The sequence below is a fragment of the Oceanobacillus alkalisoli genome, from assembly GCF_021556485.1.
Lineage (GTDB): Bacteria > Bacillota > Bacilli > Bacillales > Amphibacillaceae > Oceanobacillus > Oceanobacillus alkalisoli.
On record NZ_JAKGBW010000007.1, the window covers coordinates 113576 to 135200 of the forward strand.

Below are 21625 nucleotides of genomic sequence, written 5' to 3' on the forward strand. Positions count from 1 at the left end.
ATGAAGCATACTCGTAGAAGTTTATTCAAGATGTAATTCATTTGGGGCTTTGCTGGGCGCAGAGCGGACGTGGCTAGTGCTAGCAATTTTAGTTATGCATAACAATTTCATTTTATAGTTTTGTGTAAAAGAAAAAATCAGGGGTTTGCTAGCTCCTGATTTTAAGTCTTGCTTATATTGCTTGTTATTCGTCTTTAGTTTCCTTGTCGTCTTCATTCTCTTCTTTCTTTTCTTTCTCTTCATTATCCTCTTTTTGTTTGTCTTCTTCCGCTTCATCTTTGTCTTTAGCTTTTTCTTCTTTTTCATCGGTTTCTCTAGATTCTTCTTCTGAGGTTTCTTCGTTTTCTTTATCCTTCTCTTTATCCTTTTCTTTATCATCCTCGACTTTACCGATGGTTACGATAGTCGAAGCTTTGGATTCTAGGCCGAAGTAGTCGACTGCCCGAATGTGGTAGATCCCATCTCCGCTTCCGGATTTAAAGCTCGTAGAAGTCGTACTGCCAATTCGTGAGAAGCTGTCACCTTCTTTTGCAGCCCGGTAAATCCGGTAGCCAACAACATCATTGCTCGGTGAAGCGTTCCATGTAATCTGGTTACCGGAATTCTTGATTGATGTCGGTGGTTCAGGTGCTTTCCCGTCATCACTAATGCTGTTCGTTGAAGTATTTGTGTTGGGAAAACCAATTTTTTCCCATTTACTTCGGTCTTCATATAATGGAATAAGCTGTGTGATATCCGGGATTTTATCATAACCTTTTTCTTTTAGAAACTCTGGATTAAACATGAGGCCGCCGCCTTTTGCAAATTCACCAGGTGTATCTGGTCCAGGTGAAACAGCCTTTCCATTCACGATAATTTGATCCCCGGTTATTAAACTATTATCCACTTCCGTTGGGACAAATTTTGCATTGAATAAGTCTGTCTTGACGAGTCCAGCTTTTTCACATAAGTCACTTGGAAGCAAGCCTGAAATCGCACAATAGCTTCTTTGGACAATGCCATCAGGCTGCTGGAAAGCGTGATCAGGAGCGACAAGTTCCGGATTAACATCACTTGCAGCATTAATGAATTCGGTCCAGTAATCACGATTCCGCTCACTGTGGGTTAAATGCTCCAGTCCATCGGGGATTCGGTACCCCATCCATGTTGCAAAAGTGATGTTCGGATTACTCGCAACAAAGTGGACGTTCTCCGTATTTTGGGATGTTCCCGTTTTCCCTGCCCAGTCGACATTACTATATTTAAGCTTGGAACGTAAGCCGGCTGCAGTACCATCTGAAATAACATCCCGCATCATATCAATTAATAAGTAACTCGTTTGCGGTGAGAATACTTCTTTGGTTTTCACTTCATGTTCATAGATCGTATCGCCGTCTTTTGTCGTTATTTTTTCAATCATATATGCGTTGGCAAATTGTCCGTTATTGGCAAATGTTGCGAAAGCGTTCGTGTTCTCTTCAATTGAGATCCCGTGTTGTAAGCCTCCAAGTGCGAATGAGGCGTTGGCATATTCTTCATCTTCAATCGTTGTAATACCCATGTTTCTTAAGTATTTATCGACAGGATTCAGATCAATCAATGGAAGATAAGCTTTTACGGCCGGTATATTATACGACTTAGCCAAGTTTGTCCGTGCTGAGAGCAATCCATGATGTCTCAGGTCGATGTTTTTGATTTCCTTCCTTCCCCCGCCATCGGGAACCGTCAAGTAAACATCGGCGATTGGTGTTCCAGGTTGGAGTTGTCCTTCTTCCATTGCTGAACCATAGATGAAGGGTTTCATTGCACTCCCATTCGAGCGTATTGCTTGCGTTGAATAATTATAATGATTCTCGATACTTGGGTTCCGGTTCCCGAAGAAGCTGATAATCCGTCCTGTAGAGTTTTCAATCATGATTGCTGCACCTTGCACAGCTTGTTCAATCCACTCATCAGATTCTTTTGGATACTCTGTCCACTTATTATTACCGTAGCGGTTGAAGTTTTGTCCGATTTCTTGAAACACATCATACAATTCTTTATCAATCGTCGAGTGAATTTCATACCCATTCATTTGCAATGCTCGGGCTGCACGCTCTTTATATTCTACCCTTAAGTCGGGGTCTTCTTGCAAATCTTCTTTTGTAACTCCGTCTTCTTCCAGGAATACATTGTACAGTATGTCCGTTGCATCTTTTTCAATTTGCGCTGTTAAGACAGGATACTCTTCAAATGATGACTTTTGATCTTCTTTAAAATCCGCCACCAGATCATAATTGATTGCTGCGTCATATTCTTCTTGTGTAATGTATTCCATATCAAGCATTCTGTTTAAAACGGTCTTCATTCGGTTCAACCCATACTGGATTCCTTCTTCATCTTTCAATCCTCCGCCACTTACAAACGGGGTGTAAGCAGAGGGACTTTGTGGCAAACCGGCGAGATAGGCTGCTTGTGCGAGGTTTACATCTTTCGCATCAAGACCAAAGATACCTTGAGCGGCTGTTTGGACGCCAGCAATATTTCTTCCAGATGAATCCCGGCCATATGGAACGATATTTAAGTAGGCTTCGAGAATCTCATCTTTTTCAAAGAACCGTTCCAATCTTAAAGCTAACAGAATTTCTTTCGCCTTTCTTTCAAAGGACACTTCATTTGTTAAGATTTGGTTCTTAATCAATTGCTGGGTTAATGTACTACCACCTGTTTGAGTGGAAGAATTCATTACTTCCTGTAAAACTGCTCGTAAGATAGCTTTCGGAACAACACCTTGATGTTCATTAAAATATTCATCTTCAGTTGCGATGACAGCGCTGATGAGTTCGGGGGCTATTGTTTCCAGTGTTGTTTCATCCCGGTGAAGGTCAGAATTGACTTCCCCTAAAAAGACATTATCAGCAAAATACATCTCCGTTGTTTCGGCATAATCGTAAATATCCTGAGCCATTGTTTCATAATCAAGGATTTTTTCATCTTTTACGAGGGAAGCGAAGTAGCCTGCACCAATTCCTCCAACGAAAAACATGCCGATAAAGCTAATAATTAAAAAGAATAAAATGACATTCCACATCACACCATATGTAATTCGGCTTGTCTTTTGGATTTTTCCTATTTTCCAGGATTCTTTAATTGTATGTAAAAATTGTTGGATGCTTTTTTTAAAATCCATTTGAAACCCTCCTAAAATTCGTTTATAATTATACCATATATCGATTTTTTCATGAATGCTTTTTTGGAAAAGGTTGCTAAGGAACTATTTTTGTGGTTATAATATAATCTAAATAAACTTGTTATGCTAGGAAGGAATCAGTAGTCTAGTAAATCCCTATTAAAGAGAGTTGGCGGTCGGTGCAAGCCAATATATATTTACAGGCGAATTACACTCCGGAGCATTTCTTTTGGTGAGCAGCCTTAAGAACGGTGGAGACATCGTTAACAATCCCAAGTGGCACAGTTGTGCAACAAGGGTGGTACCGCGTGATTAAGCTCGTCCCTTTTTTTATAGGGATCGGGCTTTTTTTGTTTTTATTTTTCATAAAAAGGAGATAGAAGAATGAATATCTTAGAAGAGTTGGAATGGCGGGGTTTAATCAATCAAGTCACAGACCGGGAAGGTTTGGAAGAGTTATTAAATAAGCAAGCAGTTACATTATATTGCGGGTTTGACCCGACGGCAGACAGTCTGCATATCGGTCACCTTGTACCGATTGTCATGCTGAAGAGATTCCAGAAGGCCGGGCATAAGCCGATTGCACTAGTCGGTGGCGGCACAGGAATGATTGGCGACCCAAGTGGACGTTCAGCAGAGCGCTCCTTGAACACAGCAGACGTCGTGATGGGGTATGCGAACAGTATCCAGGAGCAAATCGGTCGGCTTGTAAAATTCGGGGAAGGAGAGAACCCTGTCGTATCGCGAAATAACCATGATTGGTTAAGCAAAATAACATTTATTGACGTATTACGCGACGCAGGAAAGCATTTCAGCATAAACTACATGCTTGCCAAAGAATCTGTTTCCTCTCGGATTGAGTCAGGTATTACCTACACGGAATTCAGTTACATGCTGCTTCAGTCGATTGACTACATGAAATTGTATGAAGAAGAGAATTGTCAGCTGCAAATTGGCGGAAGTGACCAGTGGGGGAATATTACAGCGGGAATGGAAATGATCCGCCGGACAAGAGAGAATCCAGAAGAAGAGGAAGTTAACGTATTCGGTCTAACTGTCCCATTAATTACGAAAGCAGACGGAACGAAATTCGGGAAAACTGCTGGTAATGCAATCTGGCTTGATCCGGAAAAAACGACACCATATGAATTTTACCAGTTCTGGCTCAACACAGATGATCGTGATGTTGTGAAATTCCTACAATACTTCACGTTCCTCTCCAAGGAAGAAATTGAAGCGCTAGAGAAAGAAGTAGAAACGCAACCGGAAAAGCGAGTCGCCCAAAGAAGGCTTGCTGAAGAAATGACAAAAATGGTTCATAGTGAGGAAGCACTTGAGCAGGCAATCCGCATTTCAGAAGCCTTGTTCAGCGGGAATATTAAAGAACTATCGGTTACGGAAATTGAGCAAGGATTCAAAGATGTGCCGACACATAATCTGGATAAGGAAGATATCGAACTAGTCGACTTGCTCGTTCAAGCTAAAATTTCCCCATCGAAACGTCAGGCAAGAGAAGATATTTCAAACGGTGCGATCTATATTAATGGTGAACGCCAACAGGAAGTTGGCTACACACTTACTGCAGATGATCGTATTGAAGATGTGTTTACCATTATTCGTAGGGGGAAAAAGAAATACACATTGATTGATTTTAGTTAAATAACTGATAAGGGCTTAACAGGGACTAACCTGCTTAGCCCTTTTTTTGATTCAGGGACAGAGGGGTCAGAGCATTTGTCCCGATTTTTTCACAGATTGTTCATGAATAGTCATTGAAAGCGGTTTGTTTCATTGGTAAAGTTGTGTTAGAAATTGTTAGAGATTGTTTAAGTCTGTTTTGAACGAATCAAGAAAGGAGGGATGAGGTTTGCTGCCGCTAGAACGTAAACAAAAGATTGAAGAGCTAATCATTGAACGTAAAACAATAAAAATTTCGCAATTAAGCGAGGAAATGGGCGTCTCTGAAATGACGATTCATCGCGATATCAAACCATTAATTGCGGAGGGGATGATTACGAAAACATTCGGTGGAATTACACTTGCTGCAGAACAGGGGAAGAAGTCAGAAGAAACGGATACATGTGATTTCTGTGCAGGAGAACTCACGGAACGTCTTATCTATCGTATCTTCCTGAAAGGAAATAAAACCATGACGGCTTGCTGTGCTCACTGTGGTGTACTGAAACATCGAGAGCTGAAATCAGATGTCACCCAAGCTATTTGCCGAGACTTCCTACTGCAGACGACAATCAGTGCGAATCAAGCTTGGTATGTTATCGATTCATCACTTCCAGTCGGTTGCTGCAAGCCTCAAGTGCTGACTTTTGAGGCAGAAGAATATGCAAATCGGTTTGTAACTGGTTTTGGAGGAAAAGTGTATCGCTTTGAAGACACACTTGATATCATTTATGAACGAATGCAACAAAGCTAGAGTATGTATAAATACTAATAACAAAAAATGATATGGAGGCTATTCACATGAAGAAAATTATTACACCATTTATCATCGTCTTATTCATTTTACTTTCAGCTTGTGGAAGTGGGGAAGAGACGAACGAAACAGCGGAAACAGATGAGCTAGTCGCGCTCGAAGTAGAGTTCAATGTTCCAGAAACCGCAGAGCCCGGAGAAACCGTCGAACTTGAAGCAGTTGTCAGCTACGGAGATGAGCTTGTCGAAGATGCAGATGAAGTGAAATTTGAGTATTGGTTAAAAGGAAATGAAGATGATAGCACTAATATAGATGGTATACATACAGAAGATGGAAAATATACAGCAGAAGTAACGTTTCCGGAAGATGGCACGTATGAAATGTACGCCCATACGACTGCCCGCGGCTTGCATACGATGCCACTTAAATCTATTATCGTCGGGGATGGCGGAGAAGCGGGTGATGCTGGTGAAGAAGAGGATCATGACCATCACGCACAGACACAGACAGAAGGTTTCCACATGCATTTCATGGAACCGGAGTCTGTTCAAATTGATGAAGAAATTAATTTAACTGTTCATCTCCATCTAGACGGAGACGAAATGGAAGGTGCAAACGTTCGTTATGAAATTATTCCAGAAGGAGAAGAAGGGGATGCGGCTTGGGTTGACGCAGAAGAAACAGTAGCTGGAGAATACACCACAGCTCACGAATTTACAGAGCCAGGAACGTATAAACTTGTCATTCATGTAGAGGATGACGCGGAATTACATGAACACGATGAATATATAATTGAAGTAGAATAATATTTATCCCGGTGTAAACGTCCGTAAAATTCCCACCTCAAAATTTCAGGTCAAGTCAAGAAAGTTTAGATGGGAAGAAACGTGAGCTAACAGCCTTATTCGTTCAACTAACAATCCGTGGTGGATGAAGCCCCCCTGATTGAAGATTCACTTTATAAATGTAGTGCTGACTTTAAAAAATACGCACTACATTTTTTGTTTTATGGGTTATTAATTTTATGTTAATCTATTAGAAAGCGATTACCCGGATGTAGCTTTACATTTTAATAAGTAGTTAATCAAAATATAATATTTTATTAGATTAATGGCAAAATAAGTTGCATTTCAAAATTAAGCACATTATAATACTATTTAGGAAAGCGCTTAATCTAATTGGGTTATATTTATTAATACACGTATGCAGTGCAAAGAGGGGGAGGTATGTTAGAACTTACGTACTCGATAGAAACAATCGCTATATTGATTGTAATCGCATTATTAGTAGGCTTTAATAAAACAGCATTGCCGTCATTGGGGTTATTCATTTTAACCATGCTTATGCTGCTGTTTCCGCCAAGATTTGCTATTGGTTTTATGTTGCCATTACTTATGGTCGCAGATCTCTATGCGATCATTGCTTATCGTAAATCGGTAGATTGGAAGAGATTAATAAAGCTCTTTCCTTGGGTGATTGTCGGCTTGACAATAGGCTATGTCACATTGCTGTTAATTGATGAAAAACATTTAAAAATGATGATTGGATCGATTATCTTATTATTCATTAGCATGATGTTCTTTAGAAGAAAAACGAATGACAACTTGTTAGCGGGCAATCATCAAGCTTTACTAACAACAGGATTTGGAATTTTCGGGGGCTTTTCTACGACCGTAGGCAATGCTGGTGGAGAGGTGATGTCGGTATATTTATTGCTTCAACGTTTACCAAAGGCTGTATTTGTCGGTACAGTCGCCTATTTCTTCTTCGTTGTGAACTGGGTCAAATTACCACTTTATTGGAGCATAGGATTGATTAACAGAGAAATGCTGCAACTTACACTTTACTTGTCGTTGTTTATCTTATTGGGTGCATATATCGGAAAACGAGTCCTGCCCCATATGAAACAGGAAAGATTTAATCAACTTATTTTATTTCTAACGTTATTAGGTGCAATTAATTTATTTTTTTAACCATTAAAGAAAGCGCTTAACAAAATGGTTTTATTTTTAGTTTTTATTGACACCGCTTTCAAGTTATGGAAGGAGGAACGCTTTCGATTGTAGAAGGTTGTCGGTAATAACGTTTTTTGGAAAAAGAATATATAAAGGGGATATGAATCATGGAAAAGGACAAGGTGCAGAGTCTGAACAAGAATTATTATAGGCGTAATCTGATGTTAATTACGGTTATTTCCACATTCGGTGGACTTTTATTCGGTTATGATACTGGTGTAATTAACGGAGCTTTACCATTTATGAGTCAAGCAGACCAGTTGAACCTGACACCATTTACAGAAGGAGTAGTGGCGAGTAGCCTATTACTTGGGGCAGCGATTGGCGCTGTAGTTGGAGGAGCGTTATCGGATAAAATAGGAAGAAGAAAGTATATCTTGCAATTAGCACTTCTCTTTTTTATCACTGCTTTAGGTTGTGCATTTGCAATTAACTTTTCGATGATGGTAGGATTCCGCTTCTTCTTAGGATTTGCTGTTGGTGGTGCATCTGTAACCGTACCATCTTTTCTAGCTGAAATGGCACCGACAGAACGTCGTGGTCGTATCGTTACACAAAACGAATTAATGATTGTATCTGGACAGCTACTTTCTTTTACAATGAACGCAATTATTGGAAACGTACTTGCTGACAGTGGATTTGCATGGAGATACATGCTCGTCCTAGCGGCTTTTCCAGCTGTAGTCCTTGGTATAGGAATGTTAAAAGTTCCGGAAAGCCCAAGATGGTTAATTTCAAAAGGCAGAACAGATGAAGCTATGAAAGTATTAAAACAAATTCGCCCAGCCGACGAGGTGCAGTCAGAATTTGATTTCATACAAGAAACAGTTAAGAAAGAACAATCGAAAGAAAAGGTTCAAGTGAGCGAGTTGATGGTTCCGTGGGTAAGAAGACTTCTACTTATCGGAATCGGCATTGCCGTTATCCAGCAGCTTACTGGTATTAACTCTATCATGTACTACGGGACAGAAATATTGATTGATGCCGGATTTGAAACAGGTGCAGCGTTGATTGCAAATATCGCGAACGGTGTCATCTCGGTTACAGCGGTAATTGTAGGTATTTGGCTATTAGGTAAAGTCGGACGTAAACCAATGCTTCTTGTTGGACAAATTGGTGCTGTTATTGCCCTATTTGCTATTGGATATTTCTCGAATGCATTTGCAGGATCTGATTATTTACCGTTTATTGTAATGGCATTTATCATTATGTTCCTAGCATTTATGCAAGGGGCGATTGCGCCAGTAACGTGGCTCATGCTTTCAGAGATATTCCCTACAAGAATTCGTGGCGTCGGAATGGGAATTAGTGTATTCTTTTTATGGATTGTCAACTTCTTCATTGGATTAACATTCCCATCTTTATTAAGTTCACTCGGGCTGTCATCGACATTCTATACGTTCGGAATCTTAAACATTCTAGCTATTCTATTCGTAGTTAAATTCTTGCCTGAAACGAAGGGAGTAAGCCTAGAAAAACTAGAAGAAATGTTCAGGAACTATAAAAAGAAATCATCAAAAAAAATAGATAGGGAAATTATATAGGAAACACTTTAAAGGGACTAGGAGAGGATGTATCAAATGATGAAAAAGAAAGATATCAACATTGGACTAATTGGATATAGCATGATGGGGAAAGCACATAGTAATGCTTACCGAGCGGCTCCATTCTACTTTGATCTTGATGTGAACCCAGTATTAAATACCATTGTGGGAAGAGATCCGGAAAAAATTAAAAAGTCAGCAGCCAAGATGGGCTGGAAGAATCATTCGACAGATTGGCAAGATTTAATTGATGATCCAAGCATTGACGTGATTGATATTTCTTCACCGAACAATACACATAAAGAAATTGCGATTCGTGCAGCTGAGGCTGGGAAGCACGTATTTTGTGAAAAACCTTTATCCCTGACATTGCAGGAATCCAAGGAGATGCTTGATGCAGTGAACAAACATAATGTCCTGCATATGGTTTGTCATAATTATCGTTTTGCCCCAGCGGTTCAATATGCGAAAAAGCTGATTGCTGAAGGTCGTTTGGGAAAAATCTACCATTTTCGAGCAACGTTTTTACAAGATTGGTTGATGAACCCGGAAGCACCGCTAACATGGCGTTTGCAAAAAGATATTTCTGGATCAGGAACATTAGGTGACTTAGGTATTCATATCATTGACTTGGCCCGTTTCTTAATCGGTGAATTCAGTGAAGTGACAGGTATGATGGATACATTCATTAAACAGCGCCCACTTGGAACAATGACTGACACACTTCAATACGAAACGACGAGCAATGAATACGGAGAAGTAACGGTAGATGACGCAGCAGCATTTTTAGCGAGATTTGAAAACGGTGCCATGGGAACGTTTGAAGTTTCCCGCTTCTCGGCAGGTAATCGAGCAGGAAACCGTTTTGAAATTAATGGCGAATTTGGTTCAATCCGTTGGGATATGGAGAATATGAATAACTTGGAAGTGTACTTTACAAATGATGAAGAGGGGTTGCAAGGATTCCGTACGATTAACTGTACAGAGCATGTCCATCCATTTGCCGGTAACTACTGGCCAGCAGCACATATTCTCGGTTATGAGCACACATTCGTAAATATTATAAAAACATTCTTGGACGGGGTAGCGAAAGGGGAGTCACCTGAGCCTAATTTTAAAGATGGGGTGATGAACCAAGCAATTGTAGAAGCAGTAGAGCGCTCCAGTGAAACCAAATCCTGGGTATCTGTGAACGATGTTTTACAAGAAAATAATATTGAAAAACAAGATTTGATCCATCAATTGTAAGGAGGAAAGACAATGAGACAATTAAATTATGAATTTAATGTTGGCATTGCAGCAATTAGTTGGGTAAACGATGATATCCCTGGCCTGGGAGACGAAACATCCATCGATGAGATCCTGAAAGAAATGAACGAACTGGGCTATATTGCAACAGAAAAGGGTCGGACATTCCCGGACGATGAACAAGAATTGAAAGCATTATTAAATAAACATAATATGACACTAGCAAGCCAATTTGTCAGTGTCCTGTTCTCAGACCCAGCCCTTCACGATGAACAAATCGCCAACTTCCGCAAGCAAGCTGAATTTTTAAAAGCAATGGGTTGTGATTATGTAATCGTTTGTGAAATGGCTGGCTCCACACATTGGGACGCAAGAAATCCAGAACGGAGGACTCCGAAGGATCTATCGGAAGAAGAGTGGGATTCTCTAGCGAAAGGATTAAATAAAGCTGGTGAAATTGCTAGGGAATATGGGATGCAACTAGTTTATCATGCGCATGCTGGAACGGTGATTGAGCAAAAAGAAGATGTGGATAAGTTAATGAAAATAACAGATGCACGCTACGTGAACTTATTGTTTGATAGTGGTCATGCTTTATATGGAAATTACGATCCCTATGAATTTTTAATAAACCACCTCGATCGCATTAAATATGTACATTATAAAGATGTGCGTCCAGAAGTATTGAAAGCTTGCCGTGCAGCAGGAAAGACATTCCGCGAAGAAGTAGTTGATGGTATCTTTACTGTTCCAGGTGATGGTGTGATTGATTTCCAACCAATTATGAGAAAACTGATGGAGACAAATTATCATGGCTGGATCATAGTCGAGGCAGAACAAGATCCAGCGAAGGCTAATCCTTATGAATATGCAAAAAAAGCAATCGAATACTTACAACAAATAGAAGAGGAACTTGTACAAGAATTAACAAAGGGAAAAGGGGAATTCGCAAATGGCTAAAGTAAAAGTAGGAATTTTAGGAGCAGGTTTTGCAGCGGGTTTACATGCAGATATTTTACAGGATGATGAGCGGGTAGAGATTGTAGCAATTGCAGATCTTTATATTGATAAAGCGAAACAATTGGCAGATACGATTAAATATGATGTACAAGCAGTTGATTCACTCGATAAACTAATTGAATTAGGTGTTGATGCTGTTTATGTTACGACACCGAACACACTACACGTTGAAGCTGTTATTACTTGTCTGGAAAATAATATTCACGTATTCTCGGAAAAACCGATGGCAACAACAATTGAAGGGGCACGTAAGATTCTCGATGCAACGAAAAAGTCAGAAGGAATATACAACTTAGGAATGAACCGTCGCTATGCCTACGTTCATAAAGATATTAAAGAAAAAATTGAGAATAAAGAGCTTGCACCATATTCCGCACATATTAAGTTGAACCGAGGAGAATTACTGAATCCAGCTTGGACAGCGAATCCGGATGTTACCGGTGGGTTCTTGTATGAAACGACAATCCATCAGCTTGACTTGCTCTCCTACTTCTTTGGAAAAATCAAGACGGTCAAATGTGAAGCGAGAAAGAGCTTGTCTGATACGCAATATGATGATTTTGTGATGATGTTCACGTTCGAATCGGGAACAATAGCAACGCTTATTTCTTCTGCCCATTCTGGCTGGAGTTTCCCATTTGAATCTGTTGAAATCTACGGGGAATATTCTACCGTTGCGACGGAAGAGATTGAAACAATCCGTTATAGTAAAGGGCTTAACAAGGAAGTGGAGAAACTAGATTACACGCAAGTAGCTTTTAAAGAAAAGTGCGGTTATGTAGAAGAAGATCGACTATTTATCGATGCAATCTTAAACGGTGAGGAACCACCAGTTAATGCGCAAGAGGCTTTTGAACTTACTTACCTGATTGAAAAAATTTATGAAAGTGCAGATACAGGAGAGACGATTCACTTTAATCAAGAGGAGGTAAGTCAGTGAAGTTTTCACTCTGCAGTTGGGTCTTTGGTGACTTAGCAATAGAAGATGTCATTCGCTTTGCTGCGAAGACGGGGTATGATGAGGTTGAGGTAGGTACAGCAGTTGATGCGCACGACTGGACATCGATTAAACAGACAGCTAAGAAAGAGAATATAAATATTAGAGGAATTAATGCGGATGCAAGCTTCTTAAAGCCGGAAACCGATCTGGCAAATCCGGATGTGGCATTAAGGAATGAAGCAATCGCTTATTTTAAAAGGCAACTAGAAATTGGAGGGTATCTGGAGGCTGAGTATATGGTACTTGCCCCAGCTGCTCCAGGCCGTTCCATCCCTGCTTTATCACGTGAAGAAGATTGGTCAAATGGAGTAGATTCTATTAAGCAACTCGCCCCTTTTGCAAATGAGTTAGGAATCCAAATCGTAATCGAGCCGTTGAACCGATACGAGAACTGCCTCGTATATAATGCAGATACTGCCTCTTATTTTTTGCAAGCAGTAGAAGAACCAAATGTGAAAACGATGCTCGACACGTTCCATATGAATATTGATGAAGCGAACTTGATCGATCCATTTACGAAATTAAAAGGTTGGCTTGAAGCGATCCACGTAGCAGATTCGAACCGTAGAGGTTTAGGCAAAGGCCACCTTCCTTTTGAGGAAGTGGTAAAAGCCATCAAACAGATTGATTATGATAAAACAATTACCGTTGAAAGTCTTGCTCCAGGCGGTCACCCGTTTGAAGCGACATCAAAGCAACAATTGAATATATTGTTTAAAGATATGGAAGAATCGTTAACATTTTTAAAAAACTATTTTTAGTATCGGAGTGATCCAGAAATGAAATTAGGTTTGAACGGTTCAACGACAGACCAATGCAATTTAATTGAAGATATTGAGGTGGCAAAAACCTCTGGCTTTGATCTTTTAGAGTTGCGGACATATAAAATAGATGCTTATTTAGAGGAGGGCGGAACATTACCTGACTTAAAAGCGGCTTTTGAAGAAAATGGTGTCCATCCTTATGCAATCAATGCATTGGAATTTTTCACGCTAAAAGAAACAGAAGCGGAAGAAAAACAAATGCTCGAGGAAGCGGAAAAATGGTGTACGATAGCTGCAGCAATTAACTGCCCATATATTGTTGCTGTCCCAAGTTTGCTCAAAGGTCAGGAAACAAGGGAGGAAATAATTGATGATGCAGTAGAGGGTTTACATAAGTTGGCGACAATTGGAAAGAAACATGGAGTATCTATCGCCTTTGAGTTCATTGGCGTTACTGGATTCTCTGTAAGTACATTGGCGCTTGCGAATGAAATCGTGAACCGGGTTCATGATGAATATGTCGGATTAGTTGTAGACACGTATCATTTTCATTTAGGTGGTTCGACCATCGAATCTGTTCAAGCGGTAGATAAAGAAAAGATTTTTATCTTCCATGTTAATGACGCAGAAGCAGGGTTTAATAAACATGAACTAAATGATAGTCACCGGATATTTCCAGGTCTCGGCACTATCCAGTTAGAAAGTATCGGCAAAGCATTTAAAGAGATTGGCTATAATGAAATGATCAGCCTTGAGTTGTTCCGGGAAGACTACTGGAAAATGGATAAGAACGAATTGGGGAAAGAAGCCTATAAATATATGAAAAAAATTGCCGAAAGAATGTTCAATTAATATATTGTACAAAGCTATTGCTTTTTCAGAAAACCTTTATTAGAATAATAGTCGGGAAAGCGCTTTCCGTGCGAAGAGTTTTCCTTGCTATTATTCATTATAGTTAAGCGCTTAACCTCAGGGCGTATCAAATATACCGAGGAGGGATTAGATGGGAAAGGTAAAAGTAGGTATCATCGGTGCAGGTAATATCGGGCGATTACATGCAAATAATATACTTCATTCCGAAAAATTAGAGCTCACGATGATTGCCGATGTATACACGGATCATTTAAAAGGGACACGTTTTGAGGAACAAGTACCAAAAATAACAAAAGACCCTCAAGAATTAATCAATGATAAAGAGATTCAGCTTGTACTTATCTGTTCATTAACAAATACACATGCTGAATACATTAAAGCAGCAGCTAGAGCAGGTAAGCATGTATTCTGTGAAAAGCCAATTAGTTTCAATATAGAGGAAACGAAGGAAGTACGGAAAATAATTCAAGAAACCGGAGTGAAGTTCCAAGTCGGCTTCAATCGACGGTTTGATAAACATTTCCGGAAAGTATATGAAACAGTCCGGACTGGAACGGTTGGTGACCCGCACATCATCAAAGTAACTTCCCGCGATCCGGCACCGCCTCCTGAAAACTATATTCCAAAATCAGGCGGTATGTTCATGGACATGACGATTCATGACTTTGACATAATACGCTATCTCTCCGGAAGTGAAGTGACAGAGGTTACGGTAAATGCGGCGAATCTCGTTGATCCCATGTTTGAAAGACACGGGGACGTCGATACAGCCATTATTACACTCCAATTTGAAAACGGTTCTCTAGGTGTCATCGATAACAGCAGACAGGCAGTATACGGTTATGATCAGCGAATCGAGGTTTTCGGTAATAAGGGCGCTGTTTCAGCTGAGAACGAATCGAAGACAAATATTCGTATTGCAACAGAAGAAGCGGTAACTTTAGATGTGCCGAAGCATTTTTACCTGGATCGTTATCAGGAGGCATATGTTGAAGAAATCCACCAGTTAGCAGATGCAATCTTAGAAGATAAACCGACATCTTGCTCGGTGGAAGATGGCTACCAGGCAGAACTCATGGCATTTGCAGCGAATATATCCCATAAAGAAAAACGCACCGTCCGGATTGCAGAGTTGCAGGAAGGGAGTTTGGTTTAACATGAAGGAAATAAGCTGGGGTATTCTAGGCACAGCTGAAATCGCAGAAGAACAGGTCATTCCTGCAATTCAAAAGTCTGTAAATGGTAAAGTCGCAGCAATCGCAAGCAGAAACCCGGCTCGAAAGGCAACTAAGTTAGCAGAACAATTCGATATACCGACCATTTATTCTTCGTATGAGGAACTATTGGCCGACGAAACAATCGATGCTGTGTATGTACCGCTTCCGAATGAGCTTCATGCTGAATGGACGAAAAAGGCTGCAGCTTACGGTAAAAACGTCCTTTGTGAAAAGCCAGCGGGACTCACGGCATTACAAGTGGAAGAAATGGTTGCAGCTTGCAAGTCTGCAAATATCACTTTCATGGAATCGATGATGTATCAATTTCATCCACAGCACAAAAGAGTGAAGGAAATCATTGCGGAAGGAGCAATTGGGGAAGTGAAGCAGATGCGTGCTTCGTTTAGCTTCCCGCTTGAAAAACCGGGTAATTTCCGTCTTAAATCACAAGTGGATGGTGGAGGCAGTATTTTTGATATCGGCTGCTACACAATCCATGCGATTAGAAGTTTTTTAGGAGAACCAACTGATGTGTTGTTCGTAGAGGAGACGTTGACTGCAGATGGTAATACGGATATTGCAGCAATAGGCATATTCGAACATAAGAATGGTAAAAAATCATATTTTGATTGTGGAATGAACATGTCCACGAGAAATGAATATGAAATCGTCGGTACAAAAGGAACGATTCGAGTGCCGAAAGCATTTATTCCGCAAGCAGACGGTGAGGGGATTATTGAACTCATCCCAAATGAAGGTCCCGTCAAACAGGAACAAATTATTTCGGATTACTATGTAGAAGGAGTGGAGTTCTTTACTCGTCAAATCATTGATGGAAAAGATCTTACACATCTGGCGGAGGACACATTAAATAATTTAAAAGCAATGGATTCAGTCCGTAATTGGAAAAAGCAAACAGAAACAATCCGTCGATGTACGGAAAAATTATAAAAGGGTGATATAAAATGAAAGAATCTATTCGAATTGCAGTACTTGGTTTAGGAAGGTTAGGATTTTGGCATGCCGAGAATCTCGCACAAAAAGTAAAAGGCGCAGAACTTGTTGCAGTAGCAGACCAAATGCCAGGGCGTGCGGAAGAAGTTGCCAGACAAATTGGTGTAGCAAAATGGACGGATAATCCAGATGATATTTTTGAGGATCCAAATATTGATGCAGTTGCTATTATTACACCGACTAGCACGCACCATGAAATGATTCAAAAGGCTGCAGCAAACGGTAAACATATTTTCACAGAGAAACCGATCACGGAAACTTTAGAGCAAGCAGATGAAGTGATTGAAGTGATTCAAACTAATAATATATTTTGCCAAGTTGGCTTTATGAGACGATTTGACCCAGATTATGCAGAAGCAAAACGCCGGATTGAAGCCGGAGATATCGGTAAACCGCTTTACTTCAAGGGACTTTCAAGAGACGGAAATACTCCACCACCAGAATTCATTCAAAATAGTGGCGGACTTTATCTCGACTTCTCCATTCATGAATATGATACGGCTAGATTCTTCCTCGGTCAAGAAGTGAAGGAGGTCATTGCTCATGGCAGTGTTGTTCAGCATGAGTATGTGGCAGAACATGGAGACGTTGACCAAGCATTAACATACTTGACGTTTGACGGCGGAGCTGCAGCAGACGTAGAAGCAAGCAGAAATGCACATTACGGCTATGATATCCGTGCAGAAATCATTGGTACAGAAGGGGCAATCCAGCTTGGTTCTATGCGCAATCTAGATATGTATGTTCTAAAAAACAAGGGCAGAACACATGATATTTTACCAGACTTTGCAACTCAATTCTCAGATGCCTATTTGTTGGAGATGGTATCCTTTATCGAGCAGCTTAGAAAAGGGGAATCCCCACTTGTTAATGAAGTAGACGGTAAAATTGCACTTGAAATCGCTGTAGCTGCAACAGAATCCTATAAGACCGGGAAGAAGATTAACCTGCTGGATAAGCAACTTATAGGCAAATAATAGAATAATTAATTTTTTGAAACACTTCACTTGCAATAATATTAAGAGTATTATAGACTATGGTCAGATTAGGTTAAGCGCTTAACTTAAGCGTTTCCAAAAAGATTATGGAGGGATTATGTGTCTAAGTTACTGGTTAAGCCCGAGGAAGTTGATCAAGACGGGAAGATCATTGATGTTACTCCTGAATCAGCAGGTTGGGAATATGTCGGTTTTCAAGTCTATTCATTAAAAGAGGGAGCTTCTTTGAAAAAGGAAACAGGAACAGATGAAGTTTGCCTCGTACTTCTATCAGGAAAAGCAAATGTTAAAACAAATGAAAAGGCATTTAACGAAATCGGAGAACGAATGAGTGTATTTGAGAAAATACCCCCATATTCCGTATATATTCCAAATGACGATTATTATGAAGTAGAAGCATTATCCGATTTAGAGTTAGCTGTATGTGCGGCACCTGGTAAAGGAACATACGAAGCTCGTCTGATTGCTCCAGAAGATGTGGAACAGTCTGATCGCGGTTCTGGAAAAATGAGCAGGAAGATTCACGATATCTTACCAGAAGGAAAAGATGCAGACAGTCTGCTTGTAGTGGAAGTGTATACACCAGATGGAAATACATCAAGCTACCCACCGCATAAGCACGATAAAGATAACTTACCACATGAATCTTATTTGGAAGAAACGTATTATCACGAAGTCAACCCAAGTCAAGGGTTTGCGTTCCAGCGGGTATACAACGATGATCGCAGTCTCGACGAAGCAATGACAGTAGAACATAGAAATGTCGTATTAGTTCCGGAAGGGTATCATCCATTTACTGCGGTACCAGGTTATGAATGTTATTACTTGAACGTCATGGCAGGGCCAAAGCGTACATGGAAATTCAATAATGAAAAAGATCATGAATGGTTATTCGAAGGGGTAAAACGCTAAGGAAGGTGCAGACCTCTAGCAGATGCAATATAGAAACATAAGGGAGGAGAAGGCTTTGTATAACTTGAATTTTAAAGAAGGCCGTCTATTAGATTTAGTTGGAATTGGTCGGCTCTGTATCGATTTAAATGCTGATCAAATCAACCGTCCAATGGAAGAGACAAGGTCATTTACGAAATATGTCGGTGGCTCTCCAGCTAACATTACGATCGGTGCAGCAAGACTTGGAAAAAAAACCGGCTTCATCGGAAAGGTATCCGATGACCAAATGGGTCGCTACATTGTAACTTATTTAGAAGAAAATGATATTGATATATCAAATGTATCTGTTGATGATACCGGTGCTGTTACCGGCCTCGCTTTTACAGAGATTAAGAGTCCCGAAGATTGCAGTATTCTCATGTACCGCGATAATGTTGCTGACTTGAAGTTAGATACATCAAACGTATCGGAAGACTATATCAAACAGTCGAAGTCACTTCTCGTTTCTGGGACAGCGCTTGCAGCGAGTCCATCAAGGGAAGCGGTATTTCTAGCTCTTGACTATGCTCGTAAACATGATGTAGTCGTCATCTTTGATCTTGATTATCGTCCGTATACTTGGAACGACGATAAAGAGACGGCAACATATTACAACTTGGCGGCAGAGAAATGTGATGTCATTATTGGAACTCGCGATGAATTCGACATGATGGAACAATTCCAAAAGGAAAAGAGCACAGACGAAGAAACAGCTGGGAAATGGTTCAGCCACCATGCAGAAATCGTCATCATCAAGCATGGAGCAGAAGGTTCGATTGCTTATACGAAACAAGGTGAGTCATTTACAAGCGCTACATTCAAAACAAGAGTGCTTAAAACATTCGGTGCAGGAGACTCCTACGCTTCAGCCTTTATTTATGGCCTTATGCATGGCTGGGATATACCAAAAGTGATGGAATACGGTAGTGCATCAGCAGCAATTGTGATTTCTAGACATAGCTGTTCCGAGGCGATGCCTACTGTTGAAGAATTGAACGAATTTATCAATACAGCTGAAAAAGTCGGCGTATAACTAGTTGCTGGAAAAGGAAGTGCGATAGATGTTAGCAATGCTCCGAGACGTGCTAAAAGACACAACGAAGAAGAAATATGCTATCCCGGCCTTCAATATATTCGGGTTTGAAGATGCGAAAGCTTGTATTGATGCTGCGGAACACTTGGGGGCACCAGTCATTCTAGCGACAAACAAAGTGGCACTCGAGCATATTCCTGTAGCTGTATTTGGCAGGATGCTCGTTACCATGGCGGAACAAGCGACAGTTCCGGTCGTCATTCATCTAGATCACGGTGCTGATTATGAAACAGTGGCAAAAGCAATTCATGCGGGGTATAGTTCCGTCATGTATGATGGTTCCCAATTACCAATTGAAGAGAATATCCGAAAGACGAAAGAAATTGTGAAGCTTGCCCATGCATTCGATATTCCGGTTGAGGCAGAAGTTGGCTCAGTTGCTTATCGGGATAAATACAGGCATATCAAACAAGAACATACAAGTCCGTACGACGCCCAGCGCTTTGCTGTGGAAACTGGTGTTGACTGCCTTGCTGTGTCTGTTGGTTCTTTACACCGAATGGAAGAACAGACTGCTGAGATTGATTTTGAATTGATTAAAGCGATTGAAGCAGTAGTTGATATCCCGCTTGTGATGCACGGTGCAACAGGTATATCCGATGAGAATTTAAGAAAGCTTGCGGCAACTAGCTTTGGTAAGGTGAATATCGGAACCGCGCTTCGGATGGCTTTCGGGAGATCTCTCCGCAAACAAGTGGAGGCAGACCCGGTTGTCTATGACCGGCTGGAATTGTTCCCAGACGCGATGGAAAAAGTGAAACAAGCTGCAATAAATAAAATGCTTTTGTTGAATTCAACTAGAGCGAATACTTTAGAGGAGGAAATGAGTAATGGAGAAAGTACAGACTGAAGTATTAAAGAACTATATAAATGGGGAATGGGTGGAGTCCAAATCTGATAAAAAGGAAGAGGTCTTTAACCCGGCTACTGGTGAAGTTCTTGCTCACGTACCAGTTTCTACAGTAGAAGAAGTGGACGAAGCGGTTCGTGCTGCTCATGAAGCATTTCAAACGTGGAAAGATCTAGCTGTTCCAAGACGTGCGCGAATTCTATTCAAATACCAGCAGCTACTTGTTGAACATTGGGATGAAATCGCTGAGATTATTACAAAAGAGAACGGTAAAAACTTGGCGGAAGCAAAAGGGGAAGTACAACGTGGAATTGAAAACGTGGAATTCGCAGCAGGCGCACCAACATTAATGATGGGTGACAGCCTTGCGTCCATTGCTACTGGACTTGAAGCAAGCACGTACCGTTATCCAATCGGAGTAATCGGTGGAATTACACCATTCAACTTCCCAATGATGGTTCCAGCTTGGATGTTTCCAATGGCGTTAGCTACTGGTAACACGTTCGTATTGAAGCCATCTGAGCGTACGCCTTTAACAGCAATCCGCCTCGTTGAATTATTAGAAGAAGCAGGAGTTCCAAAAGGGGTAATGAACATTGTTCATGGCGCGCATGACGTCGTAAACGGATTGCTTGATCATAAGCAAGTTGCCGGAATTTCTTTCGTTGGTTCTCAGCCGGTTGCTGAGTATGTGTACAAACGCGGGACAGATAACTTGAAGCGAGTACAAGCACTGGCAGGAGCGAAAAACCATTCGATTGTACTGAAAGATGCGAATATGGATAATGCGACAACACAAGTAATCAATGCTGCGTTTGGTTCAGCAGGGGAGCGTTGCATGGCAGCTGCTGTCGTTACAGTTGAAGATGAAGTAGCAGATGAATTCATTGAACAGCTTGTCCAGAAAGCAAATGAATTAAATATTGGTAATGGACTTGACGATAGTGTGTTCTTGGGTCCAGTAATCCGTGAACAGCATAAAGAGCGCACGGTAGGCTATATCGAAAAAGGTATCGAAGAAGGTGCAGACCTTATTCGTGATGGTCGTAAAGATGCTGCTGTGGATAAAGAGGGCTACTTCGTAGGTCCAACTATCTTTGATAATGTAACGAAAGATATGACAATCTGGCAGGATGAGATTTTTGCACCGGTACTATCCATCATACGTGTGAAGGACTTGGATGAAGCTGTTGCAACTGCAAATGCTTCAGAATTCGCAAACGGCGCGTGTATCTTTACAAAAGATGGCGGCTCTGTACGTCAATTCCGTGAAACGATCGATGCAGGAATGCTCGGCGTGAACATCGGGGTACCCGCACCAATGGCAATGTTCCCGTTCTCTGGTTGGAAGCATTCCTTCTATGGTGACTTACATGCAAACGGTAAAGATGGTTTGAACTTCTATACTCGTCAAAAAGTTGTAACGGGCCGTTGGGCTTAATGATAAGAAAGCAAACAGTGTGCTCGTTTAGTTGAA

At 40.8% G+C, this 21625-nt stretch carries 18 protein-coding genes and 1 other annotated feature; of the genes, 17 read left to right on the top strand and 1 reads right to left on the bottom strand.

What is annotated here, in order from left to right:
* Positions 1-184: 184 nt before the first annotated feature.
* Entirely contained in the window at positions 185-3148 is a 2964-nt protein-coding gene (locus tag LZD48_RS09100) for a transglycosylase domain-containing protein (protein ID WP_235762418.1), read from the bottom strand.
* Between the two features lie 119 nt (positions 3149-3267).
* Positions 3268-3477, top strand: a binding site (T-box leader).
* A 55-nt stretch (positions 3478-3532) separates the two neighbouring features.
* On the opposite strand from LZD48_RS09100, the gene tyrS reads away from it, so the two are divergent.
* The 17 genes from tyrS (at position 3533) to LZD48_RS09185 (ending at position 21589) form a co-directional block, all read left to right on the top strand.
* Positions 3533-4807 carry a tyrosine--tRNA ligase gene (tyrS, locus tag LZD48_RS09105; RefSeq protein WP_235762419.1) on the top strand — a complete coding sequence of 425 codons (1275 nt, stop codon included), beginning with the start codon at positions 3533-3535 and terminating at the stop codon, positions 4805-4807.
* A 208-nt stretch (positions 4808-5015) separates the two neighbouring features.
* A complete protein-coding gene (locus LZD48_RS09110; protein WP_235762420.1) occupies positions 5016-5579 on the top strand; it encodes a DeoR family transcriptional regulator in 564 nt (187 codons plus the stop codon).
* Between the two features lie 47 nt (positions 5580-5626).
* On the top strand, positions 5627-6385 hold the full coding sequence (locus LZD48_RS09115; RefSeq protein ID WP_235762421.1) for a FixH family protein: 759 nt from the start codon (positions 5627-5629) through the stop codon (positions 6383-6385).
* Between the two features lie 420 nt (positions 6386-6805).
* On the top strand, positions 6806-7552 hold the full coding sequence (locus LZD48_RS09120) for a sulfite exporter TauE/SafE family protein (protein ID WP_235762422.1): 747 nt from the start codon (positions 6806-6808) through the stop codon (positions 7550-7552).
* Positions 7553-7701: 149 nt separating this feature from the next.
* Positions 7702-9138: a sugar porter family MFS transporter gene (locus LZD48_RS09125; RefSeq protein WP_255770972.1), complete on the top strand. Its 1437-nt coding sequence runs from the start codon at positions 7702-7704 to the stop codon at positions 9136-9138.
* A gap of 39 nt (positions 9139-9177) precedes the next feature.
* Positions 9178-10386: a Gfo/Idh/MocA family protein gene (locus LZD48_RS09130; RefSeq protein WP_235762491.1), complete on the top strand. Its 1209-nt coding sequence runs from the start codon at positions 9178-9180 to the stop codon at positions 10384-10386.
* A 12-nt stretch (positions 10387-10398) separates the two neighbouring features.
* On the top strand, positions 10399-11346 hold the full coding sequence (gene iolE, locus LZD48_RS09135; RefSeq protein WP_235762423.1) for a myo-inosose-2 dehydratase: 948 nt from the start codon (positions 10399-10401) through the stop codon (positions 11344-11346).
* Positions 11339-12346, top strand: coding sequence for a Gfo/Idh/MocA family protein (locus tag LZD48_RS09140; RefSeq protein WP_235762424.1), 1008 nt, complete (start codon positions 11339-11341; stop codon positions 12344-12346). Before iolE ends, LZD48_RS09140 begins: the two co-directional genes overlap by 8 nt.
* Positions 12343-13167 (top strand): sugar phosphate isomerase/epimerase family protein, encoded by an 825-nt coding sequence (locus tag LZD48_RS09145; RefSeq protein WP_235762425.1) that lies wholly within the window; start codon positions 12343-12345, stop codon positions 13165-13167. The genes LZD48_RS09140 and LZD48_RS09145 overlap by 4 nt, the downstream gene beginning before the upstream one ends.
* An 18-nt stretch (positions 13168-13185) precedes the next feature.
* A complete protein-coding gene (locus LZD48_RS09150) occupies positions 13186-14022 on the top strand; it encodes a sugar phosphate isomerase/epimerase family protein (RefSeq protein ID WP_235762426.1) in 837 nt (278 codons plus the stop codon).
* Positions 14023-14173: 151 nt separating this feature from the next.
* Complete coding sequence (iolG, locus tag LZD48_RS09155; RefSeq protein ID WP_235762427.1) at positions 14174-15199, top strand: inositol 2-dehydrogenase; 1026 nt, start codon at positions 14174-14176, stop codon at positions 15197-15199.
* A gap of 1 nt (position 15200) precedes the next feature.
* Positions 15201-16211: a Gfo/Idh/MocA family protein gene (locus LZD48_RS09160; RefSeq protein WP_235762428.1), complete on the top strand. Its 1011-nt coding sequence runs from the start codon at positions 15201-15203 to the stop codon at positions 16209-16211.
* A gap of 14 nt (positions 16212-16225) precedes the next feature.
* A complete protein-coding gene (locus LZD48_RS09165; RefSeq protein WP_235762429.1) occupies positions 16226-17251 on the top strand; it encodes a Gfo/Idh/MocA family oxidoreductase in 1026 nt (341 codons plus the stop codon).
* Positions 17252-17371: 120 nt separating this feature from the next.
* Positions 17372-18184, top strand: a complete 813-nt coding sequence (iolB, locus tag LZD48_RS09170; RefSeq protein WP_235762430.1) for a 5-deoxy-glucuronate isomerase — start codon at positions 17372-17374, stop codon at positions 18182-18184.
* Positions 18185-18239: 55 nt separating this feature from the next.
* Positions 18240-19238, top strand: a complete 999-nt coding sequence (gene iolC, locus LZD48_RS09175; protein WP_235762431.1) for a 5-dehydro-2-deoxygluconokinase — start codon at positions 18240-18242, stop codon at positions 19236-19238.
* 28 nt (positions 19239-19266) lie between these two features.
* Positions 19267-20148, top strand: coding sequence for a class II fructose-bisphosphate aldolase (locus LZD48_RS09180; RefSeq protein ID WP_235762432.1), 882 nt, complete (start codon positions 19267-19269; stop codon positions 20146-20148).
* Entirely contained in the window at positions 20129-21589 is a 1461-nt protein-coding gene (locus LZD48_RS09185; RefSeq protein ID WP_235762433.1) for a CoA-acylating methylmalonate-semialdehyde dehydrogenase, read from the top strand. The genes LZD48_RS09180 and LZD48_RS09185 overlap by 20 nt, the downstream gene beginning before the upstream one ends.
* Positions 21590-21625: the final 36 nt, after the last annotated feature.